Annotated in this window: 22 protein-coding genes and 1 riboswitch; of the genes, 12 read left to right on the top strand and 10 right to left on the bottom strand. The window is 72.2% G+C overall.

What is annotated here, in order from left to right; translation table 11 throughout:
* The first annotated feature begins 135 nt into the window (after positions 1-135).
* Positions 136-1,305 (top strand): steroid 3-ketoacyl-CoA thiolase, encoded by a 1,170-nt coding sequence (locus ACFV9D_RS08105; RefSeq protein ID WP_385142706.1) that lies wholly within the window; start codon positions 136-138, stop codon positions 1,303-1,305.
* A gap of 166 nt (positions 1,306-1,471) precedes the next feature.
* Here ACFV9D_RS08105 and ACFV9D_RS08100 read toward each other — a convergent pair whose 3' ends face one another.
* The 6 genes from ACFV9D_RS08100 to ACFV9D_RS08075 form a co-directional block, all read right to left on the bottom strand.
* A complete protein-coding gene (locus ACFV9D_RS08100) occupies positions 1,472-1,873 on the bottom strand; it encodes a transglycosylase SLT domain-containing protein (protein WP_385143191.1) in 402 nt (133 codons plus the stop codon).
* Between the two features lie 287 nt (positions 1,874-2,160).
* Positions 2,161-3,057, bottom strand: coding sequence for an ECF transporter S component (locus ACFV9D_RS08095; protein WP_385142704.1), 897 nt, complete (start codon positions 3,055-3,057; stop codon positions 2,161-2,163).
* A complete protein-coding gene (locus ACFV9D_RS08090; protein ID WP_385142701.1) occupies positions 3,054-5,177 on the bottom strand; it encodes an ATP-binding cassette domain-containing protein in 2,124 nt (707 codons plus the stop codon). Before ACFV9D_RS08090 ends, ACFV9D_RS08095 begins: the two co-directional genes overlap by 4 nt.
* A complete protein-coding gene (locus ACFV9D_RS08085; RefSeq protein WP_385142698.1) occupies positions 5,174-6,265 on the bottom strand; it encodes an energy-coupling factor transporter transmembrane component T in 1,092 nt (363 codons plus the stop codon). Before ACFV9D_RS08085 ends, ACFV9D_RS08090 begins: the two co-directional genes overlap by 4 nt.
* The gene (locus ACFV9D_RS08080; protein ID WP_385142695.1) at positions 6,262-6,939 is read right to left on the bottom strand and encodes an SCO2322 family protein; all 678 of its coding nucleotides are present in this window, start codon (positions 6,937-6,939) and stop codon (positions 6,262-6,264) included. Before ACFV9D_RS08080 ends, ACFV9D_RS08085 begins: the two co-directional genes overlap by 4 nt.
* Positions 6,936-8,204, bottom strand: coding sequence for a prenyltransferase/squalene oxidase repeat-containing protein (locus ACFV9D_RS08075; protein WP_385142692.1), 1,269 nt, complete (start codon positions 8,202-8,204; stop codon positions 6,936-6,938). The genes ACFV9D_RS08080 and ACFV9D_RS08075 overlap by 4 nt, the downstream gene beginning before the upstream one ends.
* 96 nt (positions 8,205-8,300) lie before the next feature.
* Positions 8,301-8,370, bottom strand: a riboswitch (cobalamin riboswitch).
* Positions 8,371-8,557: 187 nt separating this feature from the next.
* Between ACFV9D_RS08075 and ACFV9D_RS08070 the strand changes: the two genes are divergently transcribed.
* Positions 8,558-10,159, top strand: coding sequence for a serine/threonine-protein kinase (locus ACFV9D_RS08070; protein WP_385142689.1), 1,602 nt, complete (start codon positions 8,558-8,560; stop codon positions 10,157-10,159).
* Between the two features lie 18 nt (positions 10,160-10,177).
* Here the strand turns inward: ACFV9D_RS08070 and ACFV9D_RS08065 are convergent, their stop codons facing one another.
* The 3 genes from ACFV9D_RS08065 to ACFV9D_RS08055 all read right to left on the bottom strand — a co-directional run bounded on the left by ACFV9D_RS08065 (position 10,178) and on the right by ACFV9D_RS08055 (position 12,977).
* Entirely contained in the window at positions 10,178-11,215 is a 1,038-nt protein-coding gene (locus ACFV9D_RS08065; protein WP_385142687.1) for an MBL fold metallo-hydrolase, read from the bottom strand.
* A 138-nt stretch (positions 11,216-11,353) separates the two neighbouring features.
* Entirely contained in the window at positions 11,354-12,514 is a 1,161-nt protein-coding gene (locus tag ACFV9D_RS08060) for a trypsin-like serine peptidase (RefSeq protein ID WP_385142685.1), read from the bottom strand.
* A gap of 130 nt (positions 12,515-12,644) precedes the next feature.
* Entirely contained in the window at positions 12,645-12,977 is a 333-nt protein-coding gene (locus ACFV9D_RS08055) for a hypothetical protein (RefSeq protein ID WP_385142683.1), read from the bottom strand.
* A gap of 209 nt (positions 12,978-13,186) precedes the next feature.
* On the opposite strand from ACFV9D_RS08055, the gene ACFV9D_RS08050 reads away from it, so the two are divergent.
* The 4 genes from ACFV9D_RS08050 (at position 13,187) to ACFV9D_RS08035 (ending at position 16,221) form a co-directional block, all read left to right on the top strand.
* Positions 13,187-14,656, top strand: coding sequence for an aldehyde dehydrogenase (locus ACFV9D_RS08050; protein WP_385142680.1), 1,470 nt, complete (start codon positions 13,187-13,189; stop codon positions 14,654-14,656).
* The gene (locus ACFV9D_RS08045; RefSeq protein ID WP_385142678.1) at positions 14,656-14,889 is read left to right on the top strand and encodes a ferredoxin; all 234 of its coding nucleotides are present in this window, start codon (positions 14,656-14,658) and stop codon (positions 14,887-14,889) included. Before ACFV9D_RS08050 ends, ACFV9D_RS08045 begins: the two co-directional genes overlap by 1 nt.
* Positions 14,890-14,952: 63 nt before the next feature.
* Positions 14,953-15,543 (top strand): hypothetical protein, encoded by a 591-nt coding sequence (locus ACFV9D_RS08040; RefSeq protein ID WP_385142675.1) that lies wholly within the window; start codon positions 14,953-14,955, stop codon positions 15,541-15,543.
* Positions 15,544-15,702: 159 nt separating this feature from the next.
* Positions 15,703-16,221: a hypothetical protein gene (locus ACFV9D_RS08035; protein ID WP_385142672.1), complete on the top strand. Its 519-nt coding sequence runs from the start codon at positions 15,703-15,705 to the stop codon at positions 16,219-16,221.
* A gap of 8 nt (positions 16,222-16,229) precedes the next feature.
* Here ACFV9D_RS08035 and ACFV9D_RS08030 read toward each other — a convergent pair whose 3' ends face one another.
* Entirely contained in the window at positions 16,230-16,880 is a 651-nt protein-coding gene (locus tag ACFV9D_RS08030; protein ID WP_385142669.1) for a TetR family transcriptional regulator, read from the bottom strand.
* A gap of 207 nt (positions 16,881-17,087) precedes the next feature.
* On the opposite strand from ACFV9D_RS08030, the gene ACFV9D_RS08025 reads away from it, so the two are divergent.
* From ACFV9D_RS08025 to ACFV9D_RS08000, 6 genes are all read left to right on the top strand, one after another.
* Complete coding sequence (locus tag ACFV9D_RS08025) at positions 17,088-18,419, top strand: glycosyltransferase family 4 protein (RefSeq protein ID WP_385142666.1); 1,332 nt, start codon at positions 17,088-17,090, stop codon at positions 18,417-18,419.
* Between the two features lie 182 nt (positions 18,420-18,601).
* The gene (locus ACFV9D_RS08020; RefSeq protein ID WP_385142664.1) at positions 18,602-19,393 is read left to right on the top strand and encodes a class I SAM-dependent methyltransferase; all 792 of its coding nucleotides are present in this window, start codon (positions 18,602-18,604) and stop codon (positions 19,391-19,393) included.
* Positions 19,390-20,466: a prenyltransferase gene (locus tag ACFV9D_RS08015; RefSeq protein ID WP_385142661.1), complete on the top strand. Its 1,077-nt coding sequence runs from the start codon at positions 19,390-19,392 to the stop codon at positions 20,464-20,466. Before ACFV9D_RS08020 ends, ACFV9D_RS08015 begins: the two co-directional genes overlap by 4 nt.
* Before the next feature lie 191 nt (positions 20,467-20,657).
* Positions 20,658-21,173, top strand: a complete 516-nt coding sequence (locus tag ACFV9D_RS08010) for an SRPBCC family protein (protein ID WP_385142658.1) — start codon at positions 20,658-20,660, stop codon at positions 21,171-21,173.
* A 38-nt stretch (positions 21,174-21,211) separates the two neighbouring features.
* Positions 21,212-21,694 (top strand): RrF2 family transcriptional regulator, encoded by a 483-nt coding sequence (locus tag ACFV9D_RS08005; protein WP_385142655.1) that lies wholly within the window; start codon positions 21,212-21,214, stop codon positions 21,692-21,694.
* Between the two features lie 98 nt (positions 21,695-21,792).
* Positions 21,793-23,004: an MFS transporter gene (locus tag ACFV9D_RS08000; protein WP_385142652.1), complete on the top strand. Its 1,212-nt coding sequence runs from the start codon at positions 21,793-21,795 to the stop codon at positions 23,002-23,004.
* The last annotated feature ends 77 nt before the right edge of the window (positions 23,005-23,081 follow it).

Raw genomic sequence — 23,081 nt, 5'->3', positions numbered from 1 at the left:
TGCGTGCACAACCCTTGCGTACCGGCGGTAGCAGTCATAAGACTTCACTCAGAACTAGAACGCGTACTAGTTCCCCGTACCGCCCCCGTCGCGGAGTGCCGGGACACCCCGCCCGGGCGAGGAGAGGACGAGCTCATGGCCGCGGAACCCGTCATCGTCGAAGCAGTACGCACCCCCATCGGCAAGCGCGGAGGCGCGCTCGCCAATCTGCACCCCGCCTACCTCCTGGGCGAGACCTACCGCGAACTCCTCGGGCGCACCGGCATCCACGCCGACTGCGTCGAGCAGATCGTCGGCGGAACCGTCACCCACGCCGGCGAGCAGTCCATGAACCCGGCGCGCAACGCCTGGCTCACCATGGGCCTTCCCTACGAGACCGCCGCCACCACCGTCGACTGCCAGTGCGGCTCCTCGCAGCAGGCGAGCCACATGGTCGCCAACATGATCGCCTCCGGCGTCATCGACATCGGCATCAGCTGCGGAGTGGAGGCCATGTCGCGCGTCCCGCTGGGCTCCGGTTCCAAGCACGGGCCCGGAAAGCCCTGGCCGGACGAGTGGAACGTCGACCTGCCCAACCAGTTCGAGGCCGCCGAGCGCATCGCCCGGCACCGCGGCCTCACCCGCGAACGGGTCGACTCCCTCGGCCTGCTCTCCCAGGAGCGGGCCGCGAACGCCTGGTCCGAGGAGCGGTTCAAGCGCGAGACCTTCGCCGTCCAGGTCCCGACCACCGAGGAGGAGCAGGCCGCGGGGCAGGGCATGTGGCGGCTCGTGGACCGCGACGAGGGCCTGCGCGACACCAGCATGGAGGCGCTCGCCCGGCTCAAGCCGGTCATGCCGACGGCCGTCCACACCGCCGGCAACTCCTCCCAGATCTCCGACGGCGCCTGCGCGCTCATGTGGGCCTCCAAGCGCATGGCCCGCGCCCTCAAGCTCAGGCCCCGCGCCCGGATCGTCGCCCAGGCCCTCGTCGGATCCGACCCGCACTTCCACCTCGACGGACCGATCGACGCCACCCGCGCCGTCCTCGGCAAGGCCGGCATGTCGCTCAAGGACATCGACCTCGTCGAGATCAACGAGGCCTTCGCCTCGGTGGTGCTGAGCTGGGCGCAGGTCTTCGACCAGGACCTCGAGAAGGTCAACGTCAACGGCGGCGGCATCGCGCTCGGCCACCCCGTGGGCGCGACCGGGGCGCGGCTGATCACCACCGCCCTGCACGAGCTGGAGCGTACGGACAAGGAGTTCGCGCTCATCACCATGTGTGCCGGCGGGGCGCTGGCCACCGGCACCATCATCCAGCGGCTCTGACCCGAGGCCCCTTGTTCGGGGCCCCTCGCCCGGGGGCTCTTCGCCCGGGGCCCCTTCCCCCGGGCCCCTCGCCCGGGGCCCTTCGGTGGCCGGAAACGCCGCAGGCCCCGCCCCTCCATGAAGGAGGGCGGGGCCTTGCGAGAGCGCGGGCTGTCGGCGGTGACTCTTAGTACCAGCCGTTGGCCTGCCAGAACGCCCAGGCGGCGTTCGGGGAGCCGTAGCGCTCGTTCATGTAGTTGAGGCCCCACTTGATCTGGGTGGCCGGGTTGGTCTTCCAGTCGGAACCGGCCGAGGACATCTTCGAGGCCGGGAGGGCCTGGACCAGGCCGTAGGCGCCGCTGGACGAGTTGGTGGCGGAGGGATTCCAGCCGGACTCGTGGGCAACGATCTTGCTGAACGCCTGGTACTGCGAAGCCGGAACGATCTGCTTGGCAATCTCCTGCGGAGTCGCGGCCGAAGCCGTGGACGTCGTGCCGAGCACCGCACCGGACGCGCCCAGCAGCACGGCTGCGGACACGGCGAAGGTCTTCTTGCGGGACGAGACACGAGTGGAGAGCGAGCGGAACACGAAGCGACCTAACGTCGGGGACATGGGGTGCGCCGGGCGTTTTCGGCAAGCCGGAACCAGAGCCCGGGGAACCCGGATCCTGCGGGGAATCGGCCTGTCCGAGGAGCTGCGCTGAGCGCTGCTTGCCTGGCGACGTCCACTACAGAACCAGGGCTGGGACGCCACCGCAACGACCCCCTGTACGAAGCGGAGTCGGACCCGCGCCGAACGGCCCGGGGGTCGGGGGTCGGGTGTTTTCGCAGGTCACGTAGGGCTATGGGGGGATTTGGGAGGGTCTGGACCCTCTCCTATTCCACTTCGTACGTGACGTAGGTCCTGTGGGGCGCCTCACCCCGGAGCGGCTTCTCAGGGCCCTCGAATGTGACCTGGGCCTCGAAGTTCGCGCGCCGTGTGGCCCGCCGGAGCGCCTTCAGAAGCGTCCCGCCGACGGTCACCGTGAGGACGACGGTGAGGGTGGCGCGGCCGAGGTCCCAGCCGAGGGAGGTGGCGAGGACGTACGCGAGGAAACGGACCAGGTTCTCGCCGACCGGGTCGCCGGGGACGAACGAGATCCCCGACCCGAGGCCACCCACCGTGACCCAGCCGTACAGATTGGTGACGGTGCCGTACGCGAACGCCGCCACGAACCCGTACGCCGACAGCATCAGCAGCTCGCCCCGGCCCCGGAGCCTCTCCGGCCCCGGCAGCAGACCGGCGCCCATCGTGAACCAGCCCATCGCCAGCATCTGCACCGGCATCCACGGGCCCACACCGCCCGTGAGCAGGGCGGACGCGAACATCGTCACCGCGCCGAGGACGAAACCGAAGCCGGGCCCGAGGACCCGGCCGCTCAGCACCATCAGGAAGAACATCGGCTCCAGGCCGGCCGTCCCGGCCCCGAGCGGCCGCAGCGCCGCCCCCACGGCGGCCAGCACGCCCAGCATCGCGACCGCCTTCGCGTCCATCCCGCAGTCGGCGATCGTGGCGATCACGACCGCGATCAGCAGGGGGAGGAGGGCGGCGAAGAACCAGGGCGCGTCGGCGGCGTGCGTGGTGACGGCCGAGGAGGTGTCCGCGAACAGGGGCCAGCCGATGGCGACCAGCCCGATGAGGGAGACGAGGACGAGCGCGGCGACGGAGCGGGGGGCGAGGCGGATGGGGCGGGTGGGGCGGGTGCTCCCGGCGCTGCTCGCAGCGCTCCTCACAGTGCCTCCCTGACCTGCTCGACCGTGAGCCACGCCTGCGGGGCGAGGATCTTGGCGACCTGCGGCGAGAAGGCGGGGGAGGAGACGACGACCTCGGCAGTCGGCCCGTCCGCGACGACCTCGCCGCCGGCCAGGATCACCACCCGGTGCGCCAGCTCGGCGGCCAGCTCCACGTCGTGCGTGGCGAGCACGATGGCATGGCCGGCGGCGGCGAGCTCGCGCAGATGCGCGACGAGCCGGGCCTTGGCCGCGTAGTCGAGACCGCGGGTCGGCTCGTCGAGGAGGAGGAGCGGGGGACGCCCGGTGAGAACGACGGCCAGCGCGAGCGCGAGGCGCTGCCCCTCGGACAGGTCGCGGGGGTGGGTGTCGTCCGCCACACCCGGCAGCAGCTCGGACACCAGGGCCCGGCACGTCCCGGGCGCGGCGTCCGCGTCGGTGTCGGCGGCGGAGCATTCGGCGGCGACGGTGTCCGCGTACAGCAGATCGCGCGGTTCCTGCGGGACGAGACCCACCTGCCGGATCAGCTCGCGCGGGTCGGTCCGGTGGGGGACGCTGCCGCCGACGAGGAGGGTGCCGGAGGTGGGCGTGATCATGCCGACGAGCGTGTTGAGCAGGGTGGACTTGCCGGCGCCGTTCCGCCCCATGAGCGCGACGGTCTCGCCGGCGGTGACCTGGAGGTCCACGCGCCGCAACGCCTCGACGCGGCCGCGCCGGACGCCGAGGGCGCGGACGTCGACGAGGTGGTCGGTCACGGGGGCCTGGGCGCGGGTGCTGCGCCGCCGGAACAGGGAGATTCCCCCACCCCACCCCTTCCCGAAACCCTGCCGGGGGCTGGTGGCTGGTTGATCACCGGGGCCTGCCGCCCCCGACCCCCACTGAGCGGCAGCTTCGCGCCGCTGGGGTTGGGCATGCGGCCCTGCGGGCTCGGCTGCTTCGCGTCGCTGGGGTTGGGCGTCGGGTCGTGTGGGGTCGGCTGCTTCGCGTCGCTGGGGTTGGGCGTCGGGCCGTGTGGGGTCGGCTGCTTCGCGCCGCTGGGGTTGAGCGTCGGGCCGTGTGGGCTCGGCAGTTTCGTGTCGTGGGGGTTGGGCATCTGGCCCTGCGGGCTCGGCTGCTTCGTGTCGTGGGGGTTGGGCGTCGGGCCGTGCGGGTTCGGCTGCTTCGCGCTGCTGGGGTTGGGGCTCCGGTGCTGCGGGGTCCGCCAGGGCGCGCCGCAGTGGCGAATTCAGCCCCGCCGGCGTTTGAGGCGCGGGGGTCTGGGGGCGGAGCCCCCAGTTACGGGGCGGGGCGGGGTGGGGGAGGAGCCCCGCAGGGGCCTGGTCCTCCAGGCGGGCGCGCAAAGCGGTCGCGCGGCGGCGGGCGTCGCGGACCGTCAGGGGCAGCGGCGTCCAGCCCGCCAGTCGGCCCAGCGCCACCACCGGCGGGTGCACCGGCGAGACGGACATGATGTCGGCGGGCGGGCCCATGACCCCGTCCGGCAGCAGAAGAACCTGGTCCGCGTACTGCACCACCCGCTCCAGGCGGTGCTCGGCCATCAGGACCGTCGTGCCGAGGTCGTGCACCAGCCGTTGCAGCACCGCCAGGACGTCCTCCGCCGCCGCCGGGTCCAGCGCGGACGTCGGCTCGTCGAGGACCAGGACCTTCGGGTGCGGGGTCAGCACCGAGCCGATCGCCACCCGCTGCTGCTGGCCGCCGGAGAGCGTGGCGATCGGCCGGTCGCGGAGCTCCGCGAGGCCCAGCAGGTCCAGGGTCTCCTCCACCCGGCGCCGCATCACCTCCGGCGCGAGGCCCAGCGACTCCATCCCGTACGCCAGCTCGTCCTCGACCGTGTCCGTGACGAAGTGCGCGAGCGGGTCCTGGCCCACCGTGCCGACCACGTCCGCCAGTTCGCGGGGCTTGTGCGTCCGGGTGTCCCGGCCGGCGACCGTGACGCGGCCGCTCAGCGTGCCGCCCGTGAAGTGCGGGACCAGCCCCGACACCGCGCCGAGCAATGTCGACTTGCCGACCCCCGACGGACCGACCAGCAGGACCAGTTCGCCCTCGGGGACCGTCAGGTTCACGTCCCGCAGCGTGGGCGCGCCGGCGTCCCCGTACGTCACCGAGACGTTCTCGAACCGGATCACGAAGACTCCTTCGGCACAGGGGCGACGAACGCGGGCACCAGGCCCACCAGCAACGACACGGCGGGCCACAGCGGCAGTTCCGGCGCCACGAGGGGAACGACCCCGGGATGCAGCGCCTCGTAGGCATGGCTGTTCGCCCAGATCATCAGCGCCGCCACCGCCACGCCCGAACCGGCGACCAGCCACGCCCGCACCCCCCACCGGTCGGGCCGGTACCGGGTCCGGACCGCCCGGAGACCGCCGAGTCGGAGCCCGGCCATGGCCGCGACGAGACCGGCGACGACCAGCGGCAGCCCGTACCCCGCGCCCTGCGCCGCCAGCAGACCGTACGAACCCGCGCACACGCCGAGCAGTCCGCCCAGCGTCAGCACGTTCGTCGTCCGCCGCACGGCCGCCGGCACCTGGGCCGTACGCCCGTACCCGCGCGCGTCCATCGACGCCGCCACCGCGATCGACCGCTCCAGCGCGCCCTCCAGGACGGGCAGACCGATCTGGAGCACCGCCCGGACCCCGCCCGTCGGCCGCCCCCGCAGCCGCCGGGCGGTCCGCAGCCGCACCACGTCGGCGACCATGTTCGGCGCGAAGGTCATCGCCACGACGACGGCGACCCCGGCCTCGTACAGCGCGCCCGGCAGCGACTTGAGCAGCCGCGCCGGGTTGGCGAGCGCGTTCGCCGCGCCCACGCAGATCAACAGGGTCGCCAGCTTCGCCCCGTCGTACACCGCGAAGACCACCTGCTCGGCGGTGACCCGGCCCCCGATCCGTACCCCCTGCGCCCACTCGGGCAACGGCACCTCGGGCAGCGTGAACAACACGGTGGTCCCCGGGATCGCCGAACCCAGGACCATCGAGAAGACCACCCGCAGGAACACCACGAACAGCCCCAGCTTCACGAACGCGCCGTACGAGCGCGCCCAGGGGGCGTCCGTGCGGCGGGCCGCGACGACATAGCCCGCGACCGCGACGATCAGGCCGAGGAGGAGCGGGTTGGTGGTACGGGAGGCGGCCACGGCCAGTCCGAGCGCCCACAGCCACCAGGCGCCGGCGTGCAAGGCGTTGGAGCGGTTCGCCTCCGGGGCACGGATCATGCGCGGCGGCGCGCCTTCCAGATCGCGGCGCCACCGAGCGCGAGGACGGCCGCGCCGCCCACGACGATCCCGGCGGAGGGACCGCCGTCGCCGTCAGCTTCCGCCGCCTTCTGCGGGGCCGTGGGGTTCGCGGAGGGCGTCCCTGCCGCGTCCGAAGGCTTCGACTCCGCCACCTGCTCGCCGCAGCCCTTCGCCGGGTACCCGGCGATCCCGCAGAGCAGCGCCGCGCTGTCGTACCGCAGCGGCTTCACCACCGCGGCCAGTGCCTCCGCGGCCGTCGCCTCCTCGCGGACCTGCGCGCAGCCGACCTTCAGCGGCTCGGCCGGCGGGGTCTCGCCGGGCGGGGCGTCCTGCGGCCCGCCGAAGTCGACGACGACCGCCACCCGCTTGGTGTCCGCCTTCCTCTCGACGCCGGTGCAGACCGTCGTGAAGGAGGGGGCGGCGGAGGGCCGGGAGGCGTCGGCGGAGTCGGTGCTGAGGGCGAAGCGGAATCCGATCGCCTCCCCGTCCGCGGGCCGGGCGGTCGCCGGGCCCTGCGTCGCGTACGCCCACGTCCCGCCGTCGCTCTCCCAGAACGACCAGTACCGGTAGCCGGCGGCCTGCGCGGGAGCGGCGACGGCCAGTGTCAGGGCGACGGAGGCGGCGGCGCCGAGGAGCCTCGCCGCGATCCTCACTTCTTGCGCCCGCTCAGCAGGAAGCCGATCCCGACGCCGACCACCATGCCGATGCCGATGATCCACCACAGGTCGAAGGAGCCGGAGTCCCCGTCCTCCTCGCTCGCCGACGCGGCCGTGGAGGCGGAGGTGGACGGCGAGGTCAGCGGCGCGGGGCCGGTGGCGTTGAGCTCCTTGACGAGGTCGACGGAGCCGAAGGCGCGCGGGTCGGTGCGCATCGCGTTCGCGGCGAGGACCAGCTGGGCGTAGGCGGCGGGCCCGTTCTCCTTCGCCCAGGCGGCGGAGTTCTGCTGCAGCCAGGTGAGCGCCCCCTCGGCCTCCTTCGTGGCGCCGCTCGCGGCGAGCGCGACGACGGCGTCGGCGGTGTTGCCGTAGTCGGGCAGCTCGGTGGGGTCGGTCGCGCCGGGCATCGGCGGCGTGTTCAGGTGACCGGTCCCGGCGAGCGCGCCGGCCAGGTAGGAGGCGCCGTTGCGAGCGGCCCGCTCGATGGTCGGCTTGGTCTCGTCCGTGCAGGTGGGGGTCTGCGCGGGCGACACGGAGCGGGCGGCGACGCTCTTGCCGATCCCGGCGAGCGCGGCGGCCGCGGTGGCGTCGGCGTTCGCGAGGAGCTTGCCGCTCTTGTCGGGCTGGTACGCGAACGCGCCCGCCCCGTCCTTGGTCGCGCAGGGGATGGCGAAGGTGAGCAGCGCGTCGTACGGCGTCCTGCCGTCGGCGGACTTCACGTCGCCCGGCTTCTGGCCCAGCGCGGCGAGGGCGCCGATCACGATGGAGGTGGAGTTGGCGTCGCTCGGACTGCCGGGGTTGTAGCCCCAGCCGCCGTCCTTGTTCTGCACGCCCTTCAGCCAGTTCGCGGCGGACTCGACGGCCTTGCCGAGCTTCTCCTGGTCCGTGCTGCCGGGCTTGACCGCGGCGAGCGCCTGGACCGCGACGGCGGTGGCGTTGGTGTCCAGCATCGTCGCCGGGTCACAGGGCTTCGTCGGGTCCGGGCGGTACGGGGCGAAGGCGCCGCTGTCGCACTGCTGGCCGCCCAGCCAGACCACCGCCTGCTCGGCGGGCTGTATCCCCTGCGTGCGCTGGGCGATGAAGGCGAGCGACTGGCGCCAGACACCGTCGTACGTCGGGTCCTTGGTGCCGTACAGCCCGGCGGGGATCACGGGCTGGGGGGTGGGCGTGGGGGAGGGCGCGGCGGTCGCGGCGGGAGCCATGGCGGTGCAGAGCACCGCGGCGACGGCGAACGCGGCGGCGCCGCGGCGGACGGTGGTCATGCGTGCTGGCCTCTCCTGCGGCCGGGCACCGGCACGCACAAGGCACCAGGCTCGGCTCCGTATTCCTCGACGGTGCCGGCGGTCACGTCCTGGACGGGGCATTCCGACTGACCACCAGGGGTGGCTCACGGTTGCGGGTCAGTGCCGGATTTGCACCGGCTTCCCCCCGTACGGGCATGATGACGACTCGCACACTCTACCGGCCCGTACGCCCTGCGGCCGGTGGGTGCGAGGCGCCTCACACACGGGCTGCCGGGGCACCGGGCGGCTGTGCCATGCTGACTGCTGCTCACGTGACCGCTGTGCACGTGAGTGACGTGGACGGCGTCTCACGGGGGTGCGGAATGCGGCCGTTGACCGAGACCGATCCGCGCCGGGTCGGCGCGTACCGGTTGCTGTACCGCCTGGGGGAGGGCGGCATGGGCTGCGTCTACCTGGGCCGCTCGCCGGGCGGGCGGACGGTCGCCCTCAAGGTCGTGCACGGAGCGCTGGCCGGCGACCCCGGCTTCCGCAAGCGGTTCGCCCGCGAGGTCAGGGCCGCCCAGTCGTTGCGGGGCGCCGGGACGGTGCCCGTCCTGGACGCCGACCCGGAGGCGGCGGTGCCCTGGCTGGCCACCGCGTACGTCCCCGGGCCCGCGCTCTCCGAGGCCGTGATCGCCCACGGGCCGCTGCCCGAGGACGCCCTGTGGCGGCTCCTCTCCGGACTCGCCCACGCTCTCGACGGGGTGCACCGCGCGGGCCTGGTGCACCGGGACGTCAAACCGTCGAACGTGCTGCTCTCCCAGTCCGGACCGCTGCTCATCGACTTCGGCATCGCGCGCTCGGCCGACGAGACGGCGCTGACCGGGACCGGCCTGGTGGTCGGGTCGCCCGGCTACATGTCGCCCGAGCAGGCGGAGGGCAAGCCGATCGGCTCGGCCGCGGACGTCTTCTCCCTCGGCGCGGTCCTGGCCTTCGCGGCGACCGGGCGCGGCCCGTTCGGCGGCGGGTCGGTGGCCGAGCTGCTCTACCGGCTGGTGCACCACGAGCCGGACCTCGACGGAGTCGGGGGCCGCTTCGGGGAGTTGGCACGGGACTGTCTGGCGAAGCGGCCCGAGGACCGGCCGGCGGTCGCCGAACTCGCCGCCGTCGCCGACGAGCACGTGGGGCAGGGTTCCTGGCTGCCGGGTCCGGTCATCGCCGCGATCGCGCAGAAGGCGGAGGAGCTGCTCAACGCGGAGGCGGAGGAGGAGGCCGAGGCCGAGGCCGCGGCGGGGGAGGAAGCGCCGAGGGTGCGGGAGGCGGCCAAGGCCGAGCAGGCAGCCGAGGCGTCGGGGGCGGCCGCGCCGGCGTCGGAGCGCGTCACGACCGTCCTGCCGCCGCGCACCCCGCCGCCCACGGCGGTCCTCCCGGGCCGGGCCGGGACCGGGACCACGAACGGGACGGTGCCGCGCGCCCGGGCCGCTTCGAGACCGTCGTCCGCTCGCGCTCGCGCCGTCAAGGCCCTGACGACGGGGCTGGGCAGGCCGCTGTACGGGCTGTTCTTCCTGGTGCCGATGGTCGCCTTCCTCATCGGCGGAGTCGACCTCATGGACCGGGCGGTGCGGTACCCCTCGCTCTCGGACCAGCAACAAGGCCCCTACCAGTGGGCGATGAACGACTGGTGGCGCTTCCCCGGCACGCTGCTCCTGTTCGGGGCGATGGCGTGGCTCCACGTCTACCGGCGGCGGCTGCTGACCGTCGCCCCCGGCAAGGTCCGGCTGTGGTCGGTCGGGGTCGGCCTCTACTGGATCGCGCTGTGCGTGGTGTCGACCCTGCACGTCCTGTGGTTCATGTTCGTGCACAACGGCACGGAGTACTGGGACGCCGGCGGCCAGCACGTCCTGTGGTGGGTGGCCCTTCCCCTGATGATCCTCGGCGGCGGAACCGCTCCGGTGATCCTCGTGGCCTCTCTCATGCGGATCGGCCGGGCCTGAGGAGTCGGCAGGCGGGCGTCACACCGCCACGTACGCCACCGGGTCCGTACCCTCCGCCGCCTCCGCGCGGCCCAGCTTCACCAGCCGCCGCACATGGGCCTCGGCCTCGCTGACCGCGATGTTCCTGGAGCCGTACGGGATCTGTTCCCAGGGCCGGTTCCACTCCATGCGCTCGGCGAGCTGCCACGGCGTGAGCGGGGTGGCGAGGAGGTCGAGGAGGCCGGTCAGCCGCTCCTCGTGGTGATCGAGCAGCTCCCGCACCCGGCCGGCCGCGTCCGCGAAGGCGTACTGGTGGGCGGGGAGCACCTCGGCCACGCCGAGCCTCCCGATCCGCTCCAGGGAGTCCAGGTAGTCGCCGAGGGGGTCGGTGACCGTGGAGTCGTCCGGGTCCTCGTACAGGCCGATGTGCGGGGTGATCCCGGGCAGCAGATGGTCGCCGGAGAAGAGCCGGCCGTGGCCGGGCAGCCGCGCGGGGTGCTCCTCCTCCAGGTGGAGGCAGACGTGGCCGGGGGTGTGGCCGGGGGTCCAGATCGCGCGCAGCCGCCGCCCGGCGAGGTCGAGGATCTCGCCGGGGACGATCTCGCGGTCGGGGAGGGCCGATCGGAGCCCGGGCAGGGTCCGGGTCCGGCCGCCCGCGCGGGCGGCGAGGAGCGGGGCGATGTGCTCCTCGGGCGCGCCGACCGTGGTCAGTTTGCGGGCGAGGTACTCGAGCCAGGTGCCGGGCTCGGACTCGCGGGTGCGGCGGACGACGGCGGTGTCGGCGGCGTGCATCGCGATCCACGCGCCGGACTCCTCGCGGACCTGCCCCGACAGGCCGTGGTGGTCGGGGTGGTGGTGGGTGATGACGACCCCGTGCACGTCCCGTACGGAGGTCCCGAGCGCGGCGAGCCCGTCGGACAGTTCGGTCCAGGAGGCGGGGTCGTCCCAGCCGGTGTCGATCAGCACGGGCCCGCGGTCGGTGTCGACCACGTGGACCAGGGTGTGGCCGAGCGGGTTGTCGGGGATGGGGACCTGGATCGACCAGACGCCTCCGCCGTGTTCGGTCACCTGCGTCATCGACTCCCCGATCCCGGCCGCTCGATTCCCACGGTTACTGAAACGCGTTCCAATAGTCGCCCAAGTCTACTTCTTTGCAAAGAGGTTGGGCCCCGACACCGACCAGGTCGGTGTCGGGGCCCAGGGGCCCGGTACGGCTCAGACGCCGTTCACGGTGTTGATGACGCCCACGGCGTTGGCGTCGTGCGTCGCCGAGAACAGGTCGTCGTTGATGCGCAGCCCGGTCGTCGCGTCCGAGTTGTAATGGCTGTTGGAGCCGATGATCTGCGGGTTGTAGGCCAGCAGACCGATGAACATCGGGCCGCCGCTGGCGCCCTTGCCCATGTCGCAGTCCATCTTCAGCCGGTCGTCCGTGGGCCACCACGGGTCGGCGTCCTCGGTGTTGCCGCGGCAGAACATCATCCGCTCGGCGTCCATGTCGGTGCGGTGGTAGCCCTCGCCCGGGTAGCCGACGGAGAAGACGTCGTCGTAGTCCGTGACGCTGCCGAACTGGTAGCCCAGCGCGCCGATCGCGTCCTGGATGTTGCCGTAGAGCGCGTCGGGCTTCAGCACGACGGCAGCCATGTCGCCCTCCTGGTAGTCCCGGTAGGCCGTCCAGTCGTTCGGGGCGTACAGGTGGTCGTAGTACCAGGTGCCCCAGGGGCGCTGGCCCTCCGAGGTGCCGTCACCCTTGTAGCCGGGGACGAACTCGATGTTGGTGTACCAGTTGGTGGAGCCACCCCCGGTGCCCAGGTGCACGCAGTGACCCGCGGTCCAGAGGGTGTTCTTGTTGTTCGAGACGATGACCGAGGCGGTGCACGTCCCGTTGGTGCCGTCGGGCTTCGTGAAGAAGAGCTTGCCGACGACCACGTTGGGGACCGAGGTGGAGTACGGCACGTCCTGCGCGACCGCGATCTCGGTCGCCTCCGCGCTCCCTGCCGCCGTCGGGCCGGCGGTGGAAGAGGTGGCCGCGATGGCGGAGATCTGCGGGCTCGTGGTGGGCTGCGCCGCGTCGGCGGCGGCGGAGACGGCCGGGAGGTTCGCGCCGGAGGGCGACGCGGCGAGCCGGTCGGCCTTCTGGCGCTTCGGGCCCGCCTTGAGCATGGGCTCCGGGTTCGCGAGGGCTTCCCTGGTCCGCTCGGGCGTCCAGTAGGCCTTGATCTCCTTCGCCGACTGGGTGCTGACGTGCTTGTCGACCCGGGAGTTCGTGGGGGCCGGGAGCTTCGCGGCGCCGTCCTGGGCCGTCGCCGAGGGGGTGAGCAGGCCTCCGAGGAGGGCTGCGGAGCACGCCGCCACGGCGGCTGCGCGGTGCAGTCTCATGTGTTTCTTTCCGTTGGTCACGCCGCGAAAATGGGCGTGAGCATGTCATTCGATGGCCGGGTGCGTGAGGGCGCGCCCGGGTGGGGGTTCAAGGGGGGCGGAGGGGAGGGGCTGTCCGCGGAGGGGGGGGCTACCAGCAGTCGGGGTCGAAGAGCCCGGACTTCCAGGAGGCGCATGCGCTCACGCCCATGTCGTCGGCCGCCGGGTCCGCGAACCTGATGCGGTCCCGGGACCATCCGCGCTCGATCTCCTCGGCGCTCATCGCCGAGGTGTCGGGCGGGTTCTCTCCGTGCGCGACGAGGAGCTCGCTCCAGGCGCGGATCATCTCGTCCCTGGTCGGCGGTTGCGCGGTGTGGCTGTCCACCGCGGCGTCCTTCTCCTCGGCCGCGACCGCGACTCCCAGGCATCCGCATGCGGCGAGGGCGAGCGCTGCCGCGACGGCCACTCCGCGCCTGCTTGCCATGCCTCACCTGCCGTTTTCCTGATGTCCGCCCTGGAGTCGATCAAGCTATCCCGGGCATGTCGAGGTTCTGTGACCGTTCCGTGCGCGTGAAGTCGATCTTCCGGGTGGACCTTGCCGTGGACTCCTGGGACTGGAACTGGTATCAGTTCTGATGCGGCGTCAGATAATGCCGCCGGGCCGGGTATCGCGACGCGCGGGAGGCAGCAGGCATGACCGAGCTTGTGGAGCACGGAAAGCTGTACATCGGCGGGGAGTTGACCGATCCGCTCGGCGGCGACGTCATCGAGGTGATCTCGCCCCACACCGAGGAGGTCATCGGTCGCGTGCCGCACGCCTCCGAGGCCGATGTCGACCGGGCCGTCGCCGCAGCCCGCGAGGCCTTCGACCGGGGTCCCTGGCCGCGGATGACCGTCGAGGAGCGGATCGAGGTCGTCAGCCGGATCAAGGACGCCATCGCCGTACGCCACGAGGAGATCGCCCGCTCCATCAGCGCGCAGAACGGCTCCCCTTACTCCTGGAGCGTCCTCGCCCAGGCGCTCGGCGCGATGATGGTGTGGGACGCGGCGATCACCGTCGCCCGCGACTATCCGCACGAGGGGCAGCGCGCCGGAGTCCTCGGACCGATCCTGGTGCGGCGCGAGCCGGTGGGCGTGGTCGCGGCGGTCGTGCCGTGGAACGTCCCTCAGTTCACCGCCGCCGCCAAGCTCGGACCCGCGCTCCTCGCCGGCTGCACGGTGGTCCTCAAGCCGTCCCCGGAGTCTCCGCTCGACTCGTACATCCTCGCCGACATCGCGACCGAGGCCGGGCTCCCCGAGGGCGTCCTGTCGATCCTGCCCGCCGACCGCGAGGTCAGCGAGTACCTGGTGGGACACCCCGGCGTCGACAAGGTCTCCTTCACCGGATCGGTCGGGGCCGGAAAGCGCGTGATGGAGGTCGCCTCCCGCAACCTCACCCGCGTCACCCTCGAACTCGGCGGCAAGTCCGCGGCCGTCATCCTGCCCGACGCCGATGTGACCACGGCCGTCGCCGGGATCGTCCCGGCCGCCTGGATGAACAACGGCCAGGCGTGCGTCGCCCAGACCCGTATCCTCGCCCCCCGCAGCCGGTACGACGAGATCGCCGAGGCCTTCGCCGCCGCCGCGGGCGCGCTCGTGGTCGGTGACCCGCTCGACCCGGCGACCCAGGTCGGCCCGCTCGTCGCCCGCCGCCAGCAGCAGCGCTCCCTCGACTACATCGGCATCGGTCAGGCCGAGGGTGCCAAAGTCCTCTCCGGCGGCGGCCGTCCGGCCGGCCTCGACCGCGGCTGGTACGTCGAGCCGACCCTCTTCGGAGGCGTCGACAACACGATGCGGATCGCCCGCGAGGAGATCTTCGGGCCGGTCATCTGTCTCCTTCCGTACGGGGACGAGAGCGAGGCGCTCCGGATCGCGAACGACTCCGAGTACGGGCTCAGCGGCAGCGTCTGGACCGGGGACGTGGAGCACGGCATCGACTTCGCCCGGCAGGTGCGGACGGGCACGTTCAACGTGAACACCTTCAGCCTGGACATGCTCGGGCCGTTCGGCGGCTACAAGAACTCCGGTCTGGGGCGGGAGTTCGGCCCGGAGGGCTTCGGCGAGTACCTGGAGCACAAGATGATCCACCTGCCGGCCGGCTACGAGGGTCCCGGTGGTGCCTGATGGGTGACCGCTGGCACGTGGAGGTCGACCGGGGGGTGTGCATCGGCTCCGGCATGTGCGTGAACCACGCCCCGGACGGCTTCCGCCTCGACTCCGCCCGCCAGTCCCACCCGCGCGAACCGGAGTCCGACGCGAACGAGAAGGTGCTCGCGGCGGCCGAGGGCTGCCCGGTCGAGGCCATCCTGATCACGCTCCTCGACGGCGGGGAGCCGGTCTTCCCGCCCGAGGAGTGAGGTCCCCGGATTCCCGGTCCTGTGTGACACTCCTCCGGCACACGGACAACAGGGGTGGGACACATGCGAAGGACGTGGCGGGCGACCGTCTGCGGGGCTGCGGCGGCGATTCTGGCGCTGTCGACGACGGGCTGCGGCGCGGCCGAGGAGGCCGGGCCGCCCGCGTCTTCCGCCTCGGCATCCCCTCCGGGCAAGGGGAAGGGGTTCGGCAGGGCCGCGGTGCAGGCCGACATCGACGCGGCCACGGCCGCCGCCGGTCTGCCGGCCTCCGGATGGCCCGAGCCCCTGCCGTCCAGCACCCCGGCCGGGGCCACGGAGAAGGACAGGCTCAAGGCGCGGGCCGCGGCGTGCTCGGCCCACTGGATGGAGGCCGGCCGGAAGGTGCGCGAAGGCGGCGATCCCCGGGCGAAGTTCGACGCGACCGTCGCCGCACTGGGGGAGCGCGGCTGGCGGGTGACGACGGACCGGCGCGAGGAGGAGCTCGGGGAGGAGGGGGCCATGGTCGGCATCACGCTGAAGAAGTCCGGCTGGTCGCTGCTGGGTCGCCACACCACGGGTGCGCTGGACATGGTGTCCTTCCAGGCGACGGAGGACGCCTGCATGAACAAGTTCACCGAAGCGGAGTGGAAGTTGATGCTGAGCGCCGACGAGTAGCGGTGCGGGCCGGAGGTGCTTCGGTCAACCGTTCTCACGTGCAAAAATCTTCACCTGATCACGGGGGCAACAGGCCCGCGTGCACCCAGGATTGGGAGAGTTGTGCGCAAGACGATGGGGGTACCCCCTGCTCGAGCGAAGTCGAGAGCTTGGGGGAGGGTGGCCGCGGCCGCCGGTGTGGTGCTGCTGGTCGCGGGCTGCGGTGGCGAGGGCGGCTCGGGCAAGAACAAGGGCGGCTCGTCCTCCAGCTCCTCCGGTTCCACCACCGGCGGTTCGGAGGCGGGCGGCGGCGACAGCCCGGACGCCGCCGCGGTGGAGAAGGAGATCGAGACCGCGGCCACGGCGGCGGGCTTCGTCCGGGACGCCACGGGCGAGGACGTCCCGGCGGAGCTGAAGGACTGCATGGTGTCCTGGACCGCCGACGCGAAGAAGGCGGCCGACCCGAAGAAGTCCTACGACACCACGGTCAAGACGCTGTCCGGGGGCGGCTGGACGGAGGGCCAGGGCACCGAGCAGTCCGGGTCCACGATCAAGACGCTGAACAAGGGCTCCTGGTCGGTCAAGGCCAGCAACCACGGCGCCGCCGGCTTCTCGCTCGTGATGTTCATCGGCACGAACAACACCGCGCAGTGCGAGGCCCTGTTCCGGGCCGACCTGGAGAAGAACAAGAAGTCGTAGCGGCCGGCTCAGACCGCCCCGCGGCCTTCGGTGGCCGCGGGCGCGGTCGGGGCGGGCACGCTCGGGGCCGTCAGGTCGATCAGCCGGCAGACCGTCTCGATGTCGATCTTCACCTGTGCGATCGAGGCCCGTCCCGACAGCCAGGTGATCAGCGCCGAGTGCCAGGTGTGCTCGATCACCCGCACTGCCGACAGCTGCTGCGGCGTCGGGTGCTCGAGCCCCATCGCGTCCAGGATGATCGCCGTCGTCAGCCGCGAGACCGTGTCCACCTCGGGGCTCACGCTCCGGTCCGCGAACGTCAGCGCCCGCACCATCGCGTCCGCCAGCTGCGGCTCCCGCTGGAGCGCCCGGAACGCCCGCATCAGCGTCTCCGCGACCCGCTCCGCCGAGCTCTCGCCCGCCGGCGGACGCTTCCGCAGCGTCGTGTGCATGTGCTGGAGCTGGTCCTGCATCGTCGCGACCAGCAGATGGATCTTGGACGGGAAGTAGCGGTAGAGCGTCCCCAGCGCCACCCCGGCCGCCTCGGCGACCTCACGCATCTGTACGGCGTCGAAACCGCCCCGCCCGGCGAGCTGCGCGCTGGCGTGCAGGATGCGGCGGCGACGCGCCTCCTGGCGCTCTGTCAGGGGCGGCGAGGCGGGTCTGTCTTCCGACGTCATGAGGTCCCGTTCCGTGCGGTGGGGGAGCGACAGTATGGCGGGGCTCCGGCCGTGGCGCGAATCACCTGATCCGGCTCTTACAGCGGGGCTACCTGCCGGTAGATTCTGTGCTCCTTGAACGATCAAGAACGATCAAGTCTGAAACTTGTTCTAGATTAGCGCGAGCGGTTACGCTCCCGCGAAACGCAAGCTCGAAGGGGGCCGCGAGTGACCGCTGAGGCCATAGAAGCAGGCCCCCGCCGGGGCGCCGCCCCGGGCGCCCCCGCCGACGGTGACAGTCCGTTGCGGATCGCTCTCCTCACGTACAAGGGGAATCCGTTCTGCGGCGGCCAGGGCGTCTACGTCCGGCACCTGTCCCGCGAGCTCGCCCGGCTCGGCCACCACGTCGAGGTCATCGGCTCGCAGCCGTACCCCACCCTCGACGAGGGCGTCCCGCTCACCGAGATCGCCAGCCTCGACCTCTACCGCTCGCCGGACCCCTTCCGCACCCCGAAGCGGGACGAGTACCGCGACTGGATCGACGCCCTCGAAGTCGCCACCATGTGGACCGGCGGCTTCCCCGAGCCCCTCACCTTCTCCCTCCGGGCCAGGCGGATGCTCGCCGCCCGCCGCGGCGACTTCGACGTCGTCCACGACAACCAGACCCTCGGGTACGGGCTGCTCGGCGGCCCCAGGGCGATCGGTGCACCGCTCGTCACCACGATCCACCACCCCATCACCGTCGACCGGCAGCTCGAACTCGACGCCGCCGCCGACTGGAAGCGCCGCGCCTCCGTCCGCCGCTGGTACGCCTTCACCCGGATGCAGAAGCGGGTCGCCCGCCGCCTGCCGTCCGTGCTGACCGTGTCCGGCTCCTCCCGGCAGGAGATCGTCGACCACCTCGGGGTACGCGACGACCGCATCCAGGTCGTCCACATCGGCGCCGACACCGACCTGTGGTCGCCCGACCCGTCCGTCGCCGAGATCCCCGGCCGGATCGTCACCACCTCCAGCGCCGACGTCCCGCTCAAGGGCCTCGTCCACCTCGTCGAGGCCCTCGCCAAGCTCCGCACCGAGAACCCGGCCGCCCACCTCGTCGTCGTCGGCAAGCGCGCCGAGGACGGACCGGTCGCCGCCGCGATCGAGCGGTACGGGCTCGACGGCGCCGTCGAGTTCGTCAAGGGGATCACGGACGCCGAGCTCGTGGACCTCGTGCGCTCCGCCCAGGTCGCCTGCGTGCCGTCCCTGTACGAAGGGTTCTCGCTGCCGGCCGCGGAGGCGATGGCCACCGGGACGCCGCTGGTCGCCACGACCGGGGGTGCGATTCCCGAGGTCGCCGGAGCCGACGGAGACACCTGCCTCGCCGTGCCCCCGGGTGACGCGGGCGCGCTGGCGGTGGCCCTGGGGCGGCTGCTCGGCGACGCGGACCTGCGGAGTCGGCTCGGCGTGGCCGGGCGTGCACGGGTTCTCGCCAACTTCACCTGGGCGCGCGCGGCCCAGGGCACAGCGGAGCTGTACCGCGAGGCGGTCGCCCGCCAAGGCGCCGGAGCCCGCCGGTGACGCCGCGCCGTCATTGCCGGGTGCGGCCCGGTGGTCGGGTTGTGCCCACCCTCCCCCAAGCTCTCGGCTTCGCTCGAGCAGGGGGGACCCCCAGCCCCAGCGGAACGAATGCCCACAACACTCCGGCGGTCCGGGTGTGCCCGCCCCACAACCCCCGTCAACTCTGAAAGCAGGACGACCCCGTGCTGACCGTCGACTTCACCCGCTTCCCGCTCGCCCCCGGCGACCGCGTGCTCGACCTGGGCTGCGGTGCGGGCCGGCACGCCTTCGAGTGCTACCGGCGCGGCGCCCAGGTCGTGGCCCTCGACCAGAACGGCGAGGAGATCCGCGAGGTCGCCAAGTGGTTCGCGGCGATGAAGGAGGCAGGCGAGGCACCGGCCGGCGCGAGCGCCACCGCGATGGAGGGCGACGCGCTCAACCTGCCCTTCCCCGACGAGTCCTTCGACGTCGTGATCATCTCCGAGGTCATGGAGCACATCCCCGACGACAAGGGCGTCCTCGCCGAGATGGTCCGGGTGCTCAAGCCCGGCGGCCGGATCGCCGTCACCGTCCCGCGCTACGGCCCCGAGAAGGTCTGCTGGGCGCTCTCGGACGCGTACCACGAGGTCGAGGGCGGCCACATCCGCATCTACAAGGCGGACGAGCTCCTGGCCAAGATGCGCCAGGCCGGCCTCAAGCCGTACGGCACCCACCACGCGCACGCGCTGCACTCGCCGTACTGGTGGCTGAAGTGCGCCTTCGGCGTGGACAACGACAAGGCGCTGCCGGTCCGGGCGTACCACAAGCTCCTCGTCTGGGACATCATGAAGAAGCCCGCCCTGACCCGGGTCGCCGAGCAGCTGCTCAACCCGGTCGTCGGCAAGAGCTTCGTGGCGTACGCGACCAAGCCGCACCTGCCGGAGGCGGACGCCGCTGACGCCACCGCGGCCGTCGCCGACACCGCTGACGCCACGCGTGCGGCGGACGCCAAGTGACCTCTCCCGAGCGGATCGAGGAGCACCTGCTCCTGCCCGGGGTCCTCACCGCCGAGCAGGCCGCCGAGACCGTCGCCGGGATACTCGCCGTCCAGTGCGAGGACGGGGCGATCCCGTGGTTCCGGGGCCACCACCTCGACCCGTGGGACCACACCGAGGCCGCCATGGCCCTCGACACGGCCGGCGAACACGCCGCCGCCGCCCGCGCCTACGCGTGGCTGGCCCGCCACCAGAACGCCGACGGCTCCTGGTACGCGGCCTATCACGACGGCGACCCGGCGAACGTCACCGACCGGGGCCGCGAGACCAACTTCGTCGCGTACATCGCCGTCGGCGTCTGGCACCACTACCTCGCGACCGGCGACGACGCCTTCCTCGACCGGATGTGGCCGGTCGTCTTCGCCGCCGTCGAGTTCGTCCTCGCACTCCAGCAGCCCGGCGGGCAGATCGGCTGGAAGCGCGAGGCGGACGGCACGGCCGTGAACGACGCGCTCCTCACCGGGAGTTCCTCCATCCACCAGGCGCTGCGCTGCGCGCTCGCGATCGCCGAGGCGCGCGAGGAACCGCAGCCCGACTGGGAGCTGGCGGCCGGCGCCCTCGGCCACGCGATCCGCAGCCACCCCGAGCGCTTCCTCGACAAGTCCCGCTATTCGATGGACTGGTACTACCCGGTCCTCGGCGGCGCCCTGACGGGCCAGGCGGCGAAGACCCGTATCGACGCGCACTGGGACGAGTTCGTGGTCCCCGGGCTCGGCGTGCGGTGCGTCCTGCCCAACCCGTGGGTGACCGGCGGCGAGAGCTGCGAACTCGCCCTGGCCCTCTGGGCGATGGGGGAGTCCGACCGGGCCCTGGAGATCCTCCAGTCGATCCAGCACCTGCGCGCCGAGGGCGGCATGTACTGGACGGGGTACGTCTTCGAGGGCAACAAGGCCGTGTGGCCGGAGGAGCTCACCACCTGGACCGCCGGCTCCCTGCTGCTCGCCGTGGCGGCGCTCGGCGGCGACGAGGCGACGGTGGCGGTCTTCGGCGGCGAACGGCTCCCGAGCGGTCTGGAGCCGGACTGCTGCGCGTAGGCGTCGGCTCCGGGCGGGCGCCCCGGTTCACGGGCCGGGGCTGCCCGTTCGCGTAGCCGGTCAGCCCGGTCCACGGGACCGGTCCGGCGGCGGCGCGTCGTAACGTGACACACCGGTCCGCGATTTTTTTGACGCGTCCCAGTGGTCCGGAGGACGCTCTGGACATGCCTCAGACAGAGAACTCCCGGAGTGTGCTGCTCGAAGCCAGCTCGGCCGTGATGATTTCCGCCGAGCCGCATGTCGTCTATTCCGTCGTCAGTGATCTCCCGCGCAGCGGTGAATGGAGCCCGGAATGCGTCGGGGGCGAATGGGTGTCCGGAGAGCCGGGTGCGGTCGGCTCGGTCTTCCGGGGTGAGAACGAGCGCAGTCCCGAGGTCGTGGCCTGGGCGCCCGTGGTGCGGGGGACCTGGCACACGGAGGCCGAAGTCGTCGCGGCGGAGCCCGGAGTGACGTTTCGTTGGTCGATGCGGAACAATTCGGGAGAACGTCAGGACAGCGTCTGGGGATTCGACGTCGAACCGTCGGATTCCGGCAGCCTTCTGACCCATCATTTCCGCATGGGGAACCCCACCGAGGGAATCAGGGGAATCACTGCAGAAATGGACGGGCCGACCCGGGCGCGCTTTTTCACGGAATGGCAGACCAAGGTGGCCGACGACCTCGCGGCCACGGTGCGGCGCATCAAGGACATCGTCGAGCACGGGTGACTGGCGCGACGGAACCTGGATAGTTAGACTCCAGGATTATGCGTACGGGTGAAGTCGTCGAGTGGGGCCTGCACTGCTGTCTGACGCTGGCCTGGCTCGACGAGAAGCAGCCGGCGCCGTCGGCGAAGCTGGCGGCGGTGTTCGACCTGTCGCCCTCGTACCTCAACAAGTGCTTGCAACGTCTGGTCCGGGCGGGGATTCTGACCTCCACCCCCGGACCCCGCGGGGGCGTGCGCCTGGCAAGGGCCCCCGAAGCCATCACTGTCATGGACATCGTCTCGGCCCTGGAGGGCCGTGACGAACTCTTCCGCTGCTCGGAGTTGAGGCAGCGGGGGGCGGGCGGTGCGGAGATCCCCGCATCCGAGTCCCTGCAACCGTGCGGCATCGCCACCGTGATGCGCCGGGCCGAGATGGCGTGGCGACGTGAACTCGCCGGCCAGACCCTCGCCGATCTGATGGCATCCGCCCCGGCTACCACGCCGCGCAGGATCCGCAGGAGTTACGACCGCATCTCCACCTGAGTCTCGCGAGCACTTCCCGGCGCGGGCTCATCAGGTTGCCCTGGAGCCCGACTCACCACCCCCGACCTTGACCTGACCCTCCCAGCGGGAGATTCGAGATGAAAACTATCCTGAATAAGGAACGGCAGAACCCGACGGAACAGGAGGCCGGAAGCCGAGGACTCGGCCCCACCTTCGTCCTCGCGCTCGGCACGTTCGCCGTCGGTACCGACGCCTTCGTCGTGGCCGGCTTCCTGCCCTCCATGGCCCAGTCCCTGGACGTGTCCACCTCCGCGGCAGGCCAGTCCGTCACCCTCTTCGCCGCGGCCTACGCGGTCCTCTCGCCCGTCCTCGCCACCCTCACCGCGCGCATCCCGCGACGCACCCTGCTCGTGTCGGCGCTGGTCGTCCTCGCCCTGGCCAACCTGCTCTCCGCGCTCGCCCCCGACTACCCGACCCTGATGATCAGCCGGGTCCTCGCGGCGGCCGGTGCCGCCGCGTACACACCCAACGCCGGAGCTGTCAGCGCCGCCCTGGTCCGCCCCGAACTGCGCGCCCGCGCCCTTGCCGTCGTCATCGGCGGCCTCACGATCGCCACCGCGCTCGGCGTCCCGCTCGGCAACGCCGCCTCGCAGTGGACGAGTTGGCGTGTCGCGCTCGGGGCCGTCGCCGCGCTCAGTCTGGTCTGCGCGCTCGGGGTCCTGCTCGTCATGCCGCACCTGCCCGGCGGCCCCCGAGTCCCGCTCACCACGCGGCTCGCCGTCCTGCGCAAGCCCGGAGTGATCGCCGTGCTGCCGCTGACCGTCCTCGGCATGGCCGCCTGCTACACCGCGTACGCCTACAGCGTGCCCACCCTGAAGGCCGTCGGTGTGCCGCAGTCCGGCGTGGTGTTGATGCTCTTCCTGTACGGAGTGGGCGCTGTCGTCGGCAACTTCGTCGCCGGACAGGCCACCGACCGGGTCGGCTCCGTCCGCGTGCTCACCGTCGGCTATGTCGTCATGGCCGCCGCCTTCGGCATCCTCGCCTGGCTCGCCGGAGCCTCGGCGGACCTCCCGGTCCTGGTCGCAGTGCTCGCCCTGGCCTGGGGAGCGAGCAGTTGGTGCCAGACGCCCCCGCAGCAGCACCGCCTGATCTCCGCCGCCCCGCAGGAGGCGGCCCTCGTGGTGTCGCTCAACTCCTCGGGCATCTACCTCGGCGTCGGCCTCGGCACGGTCATCGGCGGACTCGCCCTGCCCACCGGCGCCTGGCTGGTCTATCTGATCGGCGGGATCCTCGCCCTCGCCTCGCTCGTCTGGCTCCGCGCCGGCGCCCTCCTGACGAAGCGCCCGTGAAAGGGGCCGGAACGATGACAGCCGCACCGAACTCCGCACCGAACGCACCGCACTCCGAACCGAACCCCGCATTAGAC

Source organism: Streptomyces sp. NPDC059875 (assembly GCF_042731085.1).
Taxonomy (GTDB): Bacteria; Actinomycetota; Actinomycetes; order Streptomycetales; family Streptomycetaceae; genus Streptomyces.
Note: the sequence above shows the minus strand (reverse complement) of the source record. Positions and strands in the feature narration are given on the sequence as shown.

Excerpts from the sequence above, each read along its gene's own strand:
- ACFV9D_RS08060 (WP_385142685.1), bottom strand. The coding sequence starts at position 12,514 with ATGAGACTGCACCGCGCAGCCGCCGTGGCGGCGTGCTCCGCAGCCCTC.
- ACFV9D_RS08075 (WP_385142692.1), bottom strand. The coding sequence starts at position 8,204 with ATGACCACCGTCCGCCGCGGCGCCGCCGCGTTCGCCGTCGCCGCGGTG.
- ACFV9D_RS08065 (WP_385142687.1), bottom strand. The coding sequence starts at position 11,215 with ATGACGCAGGTGACCGAACACGGCGGAGGCGTCTGGTCGATCCAGGTC.
- ACFV9D_RS08085 (WP_385142698.1), bottom strand. The coding sequence starts at position 6,265 with ATGATCCGTGCCCCGGAGGCGAACCGCTCCAACGCCTTGCACGCCGGC.
- ACFV9D_RS08045 (WP_385142678.1), top strand. The coding sequence starts at position 14,656 with ATGGGTGACCGCTGGCACGTGGAGGTCGACCGGGGGGTGTGCATCGGC.
- ACFV9D_RS08005 (WP_385142655.1), top strand. The coding sequence starts at position 21,212 with ATGCGTACGGGTGAAGTCGTCGAGTGGGGCCTGCACTGCTGTCTGACG.
- ACFV9D_RS08050 (WP_385142680.1), top strand. The coding sequence starts at position 13,187 with ATGACCGAGCTTGTGGAGCACGGAAAGCTGTACATCGGCGGGGAGTTG.
- ACFV9D_RS08000 (WP_385142652.1), top strand. The coding sequence starts at position 21,793 with ATGAAAACTATCCTGAATAAGGAACGGCAGAACCCGACGGAACAGGAG.
- ACFV9D_RS08040 (WP_385142675.1), top strand. The coding sequence starts at position 14,953 with ATGCGAAGGACGTGGCGGGCGACCGTCTGCGGGGCTGCGGCGGCGATT.
- ACFV9D_RS08030 (WP_385142669.1), bottom strand. The coding sequence starts at position 16,880 with ATGACGTCGGAAGACAGACCCGCCTCGCCGCCCCTGACAGAGCGCCAG.
- ACFV9D_RS08105 (WP_385142706.1), top strand. The coding sequence starts at position 136 with ATGGCCGCGGAACCCGTCATCGTCGAAGCAGTACGCACCCCCATCGGC.
- ACFV9D_RS08055 (WP_385142683.1), bottom strand. The coding sequence starts at position 12,977 with ATGGCAAGCAGGCGCGGAGTGGCCGTCGCGGCAGCGCTCGCCCTCGCC.